Annotated in this window: 9 protein-coding genes; 7 read left to right on the top strand and 2 right to left on the bottom strand. The window is 65.2% G+C overall.

Going from position 1 to position 7,758, the window contains the following annotated elements:
* The 3 genes from VFV09_02150 to VFV09_02140 all read left to right on the top strand — a co-directional run.
* Positions 1 to 396: ATP-binding protein (locus VFV09_02150; protein HEU4866506.1), on the top strand; the 396-nt coding region annotated here is incomplete at its 5' end.
* Positions 393 to 1,070, top strand: a complete 678-nt coding sequence (locus VFV09_02145) for a response regulator transcription factor (GenBank protein ID HEU4866505.1) — start codon at positions 393 to 395, stop codon at positions 1,068 to 1,070. The genes VFV09_02150 and VFV09_02145, both read left to right, overlap by 4 nt.
* 155 nt (positions 1,071 to 1,225) lie before the next feature.
* A complete protein-coding gene (locus VFV09_02140; GenBank protein HEU4866504.1) occupies positions 1,226 to 2,359 on the top strand; it encodes a hypothetical protein in 1,134 nt (377 codons plus the stop codon).
* Between the two features lie 25 nt (positions 2,360 to 2,384).
* On the opposite strand, the gene VFV09_02135 is transcribed toward VFV09_02140, so the two are convergent.
* Positions 2,385 to 2,945: a Uma2 family endonuclease gene (locus VFV09_02135; GenBank protein HEU4866503.1), complete on the bottom strand. Its 561-nt coding sequence runs from the start codon at positions 2,943 to 2,945 to the stop codon at positions 2,385 to 2,387.
* Between the two features lie 109 nt (positions 2,946 to 3,054).
* On the opposite strand from VFV09_02135, the gene VFV09_02130 reads away from it, so the two are divergent.
* From VFV09_02130 to VFV09_02120, 3 genes are all read left to right on the top strand, one after another.
* Positions 3,055 to 3,873, top strand: coding sequence for an alpha/beta fold hydrolase (locus VFV09_02130; GenBank protein HEU4866502.1), 819 nt, complete (start codon positions 3,055 to 3,057; stop codon positions 3,871 to 3,873).
* Positions 3,874 to 3,994: 121 nt separating this feature from the next.
* Entirely contained in the window at positions 3,995 to 5,233 is a 1,239-nt protein-coding gene (locus VFV09_02125; GenBank protein HEU4866501.1) for an NAD(P)/FAD-dependent oxidoreductase, read from the top strand.
* A 476-nt stretch (positions 5,234 to 5,709) separates the two neighbouring features.
* Positions 5,710 to 6,666, top strand: a complete 957-nt coding sequence (locus VFV09_02120; GenBank protein ID HEU4866500.1) for an alpha/beta hydrolase — start codon at positions 5,710 to 5,712, stop codon at positions 6,664 to 6,666.
* Between the two features lie 50 nt (positions 6,667 to 6,716).
* Here the strand turns inward: VFV09_02120 and VFV09_02115 are convergent, their stop codons facing one another.
* Positions 6,717 to 7,331: a TetR/AcrR family transcriptional regulator gene (locus VFV09_02115; GenBank protein ID HEU4866499.1), complete on the bottom strand. Its 615-nt coding sequence runs from the start codon at positions 7,329 to 7,331 to the stop codon at positions 6,717 to 6,719.
* Between the two features lie 62 nt (positions 7,332 to 7,393).
* Between VFV09_02115 and VFV09_02110 the strand changes: the two genes are divergently transcribed.
* A partial coding sequence (locus VFV09_02110) for a cupin domain-containing protein (GenBank protein ID HEU4866498.1) occupies positions 7,394 to 7,758 on the top strand: 365 nt, incomplete at its 3' end.

Raw genomic sequence — 7,758 nt, 5'->3', positions numbered from 1 at the left:
GCCCCGGTGGAGACCGTGCCGACGCTGGACCAGCTCGACGAGCTCATCCGATCGTTCCAGGAGTCCGGCCTCGAGGTGGAGTGGCGAAGCTCCGGCGAGCACCGGCCGCTGTCCCCCGCGGTTGAGATGACCGGCTACCGGGTGGTGCAGGAGTCGCTGACCAACGCCCACAAGCACGGGTCGGCCACCGGGGCGAAGCTGCGGCTGGACTACTCCGACGAAGGGTTGAGCATCGAGGTGCTGAACCGGGGCGACTCCGGCGGCCCCGACCAGCCGGGCAACGGGATCGTCGGAATGAGGGAGCGGGTCGAGGCGGTGGGCGGAACGATAGAGGTCGGCCGGGCGCCCGACGGCCGGTTCCGGGTTCACGCCACGCTGCCGGTGGCGTCGCAGTGATCCGGGTCCTGCTGGCGGACGACCAGGCCCTGATCCGGGCAGGATTCAAGGTGCTGATCGACGCGGCGGCCGATCTGGAGGTGGTCGGCGAGGCGGCGACGGGGGCCGAGGCGGTCGCGCTGGCCCGCAGCGCCCGGGCCGACGTCGTGCTGATGGACATCCGGATGCCGGAGATGGACGGCCTGACGGCAACCAAGCTGATCACCGCCGAGGAGGACCTGGCCGGCGTGCGGGTGGTGATCCTCACGACCTTTGAGCTGGACGAGTACGTCGTCCAGGCAATCCGGGCCGGCGCCAGCGGTTTTTTGAGCAAGGGCGTGGAGCCGGACGAGCTGCTGGCGGCGATCCGGATTGTGGCGAGCGGGGATGCGCTGCTGTCGCCGAAAGCCACCAGGAGCCTGATCGCGCAGTTCGCATCGGAGCCGGGCTCGTACGTCGAGCCGGAGGCGTTGAAGTTCCTGACCGCCCGGGAGCGGGAGGTGGTCACGCTGGTCGGTGAAGGGCTGTCGAACGAGGCCATCGGGGAACGACTTTTCGTGTCGCCCTTGACGGCGAAGACCCACGTGAACCGGGCGATGATGAAGCTGGGGGCCCGGGACCGGGCGCAGCTGGTGATCGTCGCCTACCAGAGCGGCCTCGTGAGGGTTTCGGGGGCTAAAAGCCACTCAGAGTGAGCAAAAGGGGTGGACGCGGGGGCACCGACGGACCATAGTTAATGGCGAGCACAACGCAACCGGATTCGACCAGTTCTCGAGCGGAATTACGACCGGAAGGACGGCTGATGCCAGCGCCAGCGCCCGCAGTATCCCCCTCCAAAACATCCAACCCGATGGCAAAGCGGATGCCCGAGGACAGCCCGCCGCAACGCCGCTCGATGGCAGAATCCGCATTGCTGGGCGGCGGCGCCCTGTTGATAACGACCAGCGTCATCCATCTGCTTTTGTGGTCGGAGAGCTACCGGGACATCACGCCGATCGGACCGATCCTCGTATTAATGGGGATCATCGGCATCCTGCTGGCGGTGGCGGTGATTCGGTTCGGTACACTGGGATTGGGATTGGCGGGAGCCCTCTACCTGGCCGTCACAACTGCGCTGCTGTTGCTGGCGAGCAGGCTCGAGCTGCTCGGCTTCGAGGAGGGCTCACCTGCCCCGTTCACTGCGCGGTCCATCATCGTTCCGATTGTCGGGATGGCGTTGCTCGGGGGCCTGGCCTGGCTGATCTCGCCGCCGCAGAGGAAGCCGAAAGCCGCAAAGGGTTCCGCCGACTCGGCAGCGGACCGGGCGCTCGAGCCTTCGACCCTGATTCCCCAGCCGGATGACGGGATCGAGCGGCTTAGGTGGCCGGCGGAGCGGGAGAAGCGGATGCAGCTGGTCAGCGAACTGCCGCCGGAGCCGGAGCCGGTAGTGGAAGAGCAGGTCGTGCCGGAACCTATCGCTAAGCCGCTCACGGCGCAGGAGATAATTCTGGATCCGGAGCCGATCGAAGAGCCGGTTACGGTTCGGGAAGTTGGCACCGAACCCGAATTGGTCGAGGTGGACGAGCCCTTGCCCGAACCGGCCGTTGCCGAGGTGGAAGCCGAGCCGGCCGCGGAGCTAGAGGACGAGATCGAGCCGCCCCACGAGCCGACCGAAGAGCTGGCCGCAGTGGTGGAGCCGGTTCCGGACTCGATCCCCGAGCCCCAGCGCAGCATGCTGATCCGGGAGCACGAGATCCTGGAAATGGTGACCCGGGCCCAGGGAGCAGACGATCCGGGAACGCTGAACATCCGGGGAAACATTGCGGACTACTACCTCGCCGCCGGCGACGTGTGGAGAGCCGCCGACATGCAGGAGGCCGTGGCCGCCGACAGCGCCCGCATCCTGGGCGACGCACACCCGCACACGATGACCGCCCAGGGCAAGGCCAGGCAGTATCGCAAGCTGGCGAAGAAGAAGAAGCGGCCGAAGGTGCCGGTCGGTTAACGACCAAAGGTAGCGTCGATCGAGCTCAGTCTCCCAGGGCCTCGGTAACGGGCACCGACAGACCCGGTAGCCCGGGCGGTTCCAGCGTCTCGCCGGGGTACTTGATAGCCGGAGCCGGGTAGCCAGCTTCCTTCAAGACGTACACCTCAACCCGGTCCAGCTCCAGGTCGACGTACCAGTACTCGGGGACCGCAAACCGCTGGTAGAGCTCGCGCTTTCGGACCAGTTCCAGGCGCCGGGTGGACGGCGACGATATCTCGACCACCAGGTCCGGCGGACCTTCCAGGTAATGGGCGCCCAGGCGGTCCAGATGATCGGATCGAATAAAAAGGACATCGGGCTCGACGACGTTGTCGAGCGCAAACACGACATCGTAAGGAGCGCACAACGCCTTGCCGCCGAAGGCTCTTGCGTGGTTGAAAAGAGCAACCAGGATCGCGGCCACAGCACTCTGGTGCCGTGTCACCGGGGCAGCGTTCACGATCAGCTCGCCGTCGATGATCTCCCGGCGAAGGTGGTCATCCGGGAACGCGGCCAGGTCCGGATAGGTGTAGCGCCGGGGAACGGACTCTGCCGATACTGCCAAGTGGCACCTCCTCGTCTCATAAAAGGAGACTAGCTACCGCCTATGACAGGTAAGTCTACTGGCCCGCGCTCCTCGGGTCGGGTTGCGGAAAGGAACAGGCTTGAGCCACATGATGCGCCTCCTAACCATAGTGCTGGGAATCGTCGGGCTTTTCCTGCTTCTCATATGGATGTTTCAGCGCAAGCTGATCTACCTTCCTACCGCCTCTCCGGTTCCCGACGCCGCCGGCGTTCTCGAGGGAGCCCGGGAGGTCTCCCTAAGAACCGAGGATGGCCTGCGGCTGGGTGCATGGTTTGTGATCCCGCCGGGTCCGCCGCCCGCCGCCGGTGTGCTGGTGGCCAACGGAAACGCCGGGAACCGTTCTATGCGGGCCCCGTTGGCCCGGGTGCTTGCCGAGCAAGGTTTTGCGGTGCTCCTGTTCGATTACCGGGGATTCGGGGGGAACCCCGGCAGGCCAACCGAGAACGGCCTGGCCCTGGATGCCCGGGCCGCCTTCGAGTACCTGGTCGATGAGGCTGGTCTGCCGCCCGACAAGTTGCTGTTCTTCGGCGAGAGCCTGGGGGCCGCCGTGGTGGCAGAGCTGGCAACCGAACATGCGCCCGCCGGCCTGCTGCTGCGTTCGCCTTTCGTCGACCTGGCCACGATCGGCCGAATCCACTACCCAATTCTTCCGGTGCGGCTTTTGCTGAAGGACCGTTTCCCGGTAGCCGACCATGTGGCGAAGCTGGATATCCCGGTCACAGTCGTCTACGGGGAGAATGACTCGATAGTGCCCGCCTCCCAGAGCCGGACGGTTGCCGACGCCGCTTCCGATGCCGCTACGGTGGCCGTCCCGGGAGCCAACCATAACGACCGGGTGCTGCTGGACTCCCCGATGATGGTGGAAGCCGTTGTCGATCTGGCCCGGAGGGCCGGTCTAGTCGAGTAGGCAACCGAAGTGCTGGCTGCGAGCCCCCGGGTCATCGAAAGGCACTCTCCCCTTTGTAGGGACGTAACGATCTGAGCGCTGCCGGCACTCACCTAGCGTCAACCTCAGACAGGAGCCCCCCATGAGTGAAGTCTCCCCGTCCGGCAGCCGCTACGACGCCATAGTCGTAGGCGCCCGCTGCGCCGGTTCCCCGACGGCAATGCTGCTCGCCCGCATGGGTTACAAGGTCCTGGTCGTCGACCGGGCTACCTTCCCGAGCGACACCGTGTCGACCTTCATGATTCACCCGCCCGGCGTCTCGGCGATGGATCGGTGGGGTGTCCTGGACCAGGTCGTGGCCACCGGCTGCCCTCCAATCGAAAGTTACACGCTCGACATCGGACCGTTTGCAATCACCGGCTCCCCCGGCACGCCCGAGTCGCCGGTGGGGTACGCCCCGCGCCGAACCCTGCTCGACAAGATCCTGCTCGACGCTGCCTCAGAGGCGGGCGCAGAGATTCGGGAGGGGTTCGTGGTGGAGGAGCTGACCTACGACGGCGACCGGGTCACCGGCATCACCGGCCGGGACAAGGGGGGCATGCGGGTCACCGAAACCGCCGCCGTGGTTGTGGGAGCCGACGGGAGGCACTCGCTCGTCGCCAAGAGTGTCGGGGCCGAATCGTACAACGACAAGCCCGAGATCCTGGCTGCCTACTACAGCCTCTTCAGCGGCTTCCCCGAGACCGACTTCCACACCTACGTTCGCGAAGGCCGGGGCTTCGCCGCCTGGCCGACCAACGATGGGCTGACGCTGGTGGTCGGCGGGTGGCCATACGCCGAGTTCGAGCAGATGCGCAGGGACGTAGAGGGCAACTGGATGGGGATGTTCGAGCTGGTTCCCGAGTTCGCCGAGCGGGTCCGGGCCGCCAAACGTGAGGAGCGAATCGTCGGAGCCGCCGTAGCCAACTACTTCCGCAAGCCGTACGGTAGCGGCTGGGCGCTGGTGGGCGACGCCGGTTACAACAAGGACTTCATCACCGCTCAGGGGATTCAAGATGCGTTCCGGGATGCCGAGCTGTGTGCGAACGCCCTGGACCAGGTGTTCTCGGGCGCCGCGGCCTACGAGTCGGCGATGGCCGAGTACCAGTCGACCAGGGATGAGCACGTGCTACCCATGTACGAGTTGACCTGCCAGCTGGCCACCCTGGAGCCGCCGCCGCCGGAGATGCAGCAGCTGTTGGGAGCGGTCCACGGCAACAAGGAGGCCTCCGACCACTTCATCCGGGTGTCGGCCGGAGTGAGTTCGCCGGCGGAGTTCTTTGCACCGGAGAACGTGGGTCGGATATTCCAGGAAGCGGCGGGAGCAGCGGCACAACCATGAGGTAGATCTTCCCCAGGAATTTGCCCCAATAAGAACTAGAATCGATGTCCATCGTGACCAACACGCCTAACCCCCAAGACAGTGGTCAGGTCCGGACCTCCCGACTTGATCCCGGGCCGACGGGACACATTGGTTGGATCATGGCGGGGTCGTTGGTCACTGGACTAGTTGTCGGTTTACTTCTTGTTGTCGCCCCGTTCATTCCGGCAGAGGAGAGCAAGCTCACCGGGGCACTCTTGTGCGGATTCGCGCTGGGTTGGGCGATGTTGGCCGTGCTCTCGGTGCGGTTCAGCGATCAGCCACAACGATGGGCGGCGGCTCCTGCGCTGTTCATGGGACTGGGCGGTCTTCTCTTGGTAGCTTTCGGCTCCGGGGTCCATGATGTGCTCAGCTGGGTGTGGCCCCCCGCCTTGTTGGCGCTAGTGGTCTGGATGATCGTCCGAGCGCGTCGGCAACTTCGTAGCCCGAGCAGGCTATTGCTGCTCTACCCAGTGGTCGCCATGATGGCTCTGGCCGCGGTTGGTGGTGGCTACGAGACGGTGAGTGGAGCGCTGGATGAAGGCGACTTCCCAATGTCAGGTCAGTTGATCGATGTGGGTGGACATAGCCTGCACCTGAGCTGCAGCGGCTCAGGGAGTCCCACCGTGGTCCTCGAACCGGGTGCCGGCGAGATGTCGGCGGCTCTAGCGTGGATCTCGCCGGCGGTCGCCCGTGACACCCGGGTCTGCGTCTACGACCGCGCAGGTCGCGGCTGGAGCGAGCCCGCTGACAGCCCACAGGACGGGGCGCAGATATCTACCGACCTCCACACGTTGCTGCAGCGCGGAAACGTTCCCGGACCCTATGTGATAGCAGGCCATTCCTTCGGCGGCCTCTACGCACTCTCCTTCGCCGCCCGCTACCCCAACGAGGTAGCCGGAATGGTGTTGGTGGATTCCACCGCGCCGGCATCGGCCGCAACCCCGGCGACACCTCCCGACAACGAGGGCTCCTACGACATCGTGGGCCGTGTCTCCGTACTGCTCTCGTCCTCGGCGAGATTGGGTTTGGGGCGCTTGGCCGGCCAGTCGGATTACGGCAGTCTGCCGCCCCAAAGTCGAGACGAGGCACGAGCCGGCACCACGACCCCTAGTTATGTTCAAAGTTGGATCGAGGAGTACGTCCAGGGGGCGGCCTCGGCGGGTCAAGCTGCATCTCTCGCTGACTTCGCCGACAAGCCTTTGGTCGTCCTGACAGCCGGCAGCGGGAGTAACGCCAAATGGTTCGCGGCGCAGGAAGACCTGGCTACTTTGTCGACCAACAGCGTGAACCGCGTGATCGACGGCGCTACCCACAACGACCTGGTTTTTGAAGAGGACTACGCCGCCGCCACCAGTCAAGCGATCCTCGAGGTCGTCTCATCGGTCCGGAGCGCAGAGCCGCTGGGCAGGTGATCCCAGTTCGGCCCATCACGCTGGGAGTCCCTTTGCACCGATCGCCTTCATCAACCCTGGGAGGGATCCACGTCCTCCGTTTGCAGATGACTCGCCGCCAGGCGGGTGACTGTCCTGCACGCATCCGAGGGCTGTACTCCCCGGTCGATCAGCGATTTCCAGAACGGAAAGTCGACGATTGCGCTCACTCCCTGCGTTGCCCCTGACTCTGAGGCGCTCTCGCCCAAAGCTGCCCGGACGAGGGTGTCGAGGGAGCTGCGCAGGATACTAATCTCCGCCGCAAGGGCCGGAACAAGGTGAGCCTCCCTGAAGGCTACGTTCAGCCATTCTTCGGCTTGTTCGTAGCAGCGGCAGGACTCCCGGACCAGTTTCTCCAGCCGCTCCGTAGGACTGTCAATTCCGGCAAATTCCTCGGAAGCCTGGCGCAGGGTCGGCAGCCTTGCCCCCTGGAACACGGCTCGGGCGCACTCCGGAAGCAGGCTGTCAGGCGAGGGAAAGTGCCGGTAAACGGTGGCGAGCGCTACTCCCGCCTCGCGGGCAATGTCCTCCCAGCTCGAGGTGGCGATTCCCTGCCGAGCGTGCACCCGTACTGCAGCTTCGACGATCTTCGTCCTGGTCGAGTCGACCGTTGCAGCCCGGGTCGACATGCGATACTTCCTAGCCATTTGACGAGAACCTTTATCTATCCAATACTACTCACCATTCGTCAGTCTACAGGAGGTTGCGGATGTCATCACCGTCGCTCACCAAGCGCCCGTACGTCCTCTCGCCCGAAGAGGGGGATGCCCACTGGTTCGCCGGGGGTCTCATGGTTGCGAAGACCACCGGGGCCGAGACCCAGGGGCACTTCGAGCTTATCGACCAGTTCCTGCCCCCCAACTACGCAGCCCCCCGGCACATCCATCGCCGGGAGGACGAGGCCTGGTGGGTGCTGGAGGGAGACGCGACCTTCTTCTGCGGTGATGGGGAATTCGAGGCGGCTCCCGGCAGCTTTGTCTTCCTCCCCATGGGCATCGAGCACACCTTCAAGGTAGGCCCCACCGGCGCCCGGCTTCTCACCATGGCAGCCCCGTCGGGCTTCGCCGACTTCGT

The sequence above is a fragment of the Actinomycetota bacterium genome (assembly GCA_035759705.1).
In the GTDB taxonomy this organism is placed as follows: domain Bacteria; phylum Actinomycetota; class CADDZG01; order JAHWKV01; family JAHWKV01; genus JAJCYE01.
The sequence above is the reverse complement of the archived record's forward strand: the minus strand, read 5'-3'. Positions and strand labels throughout refer to the sequence as shown.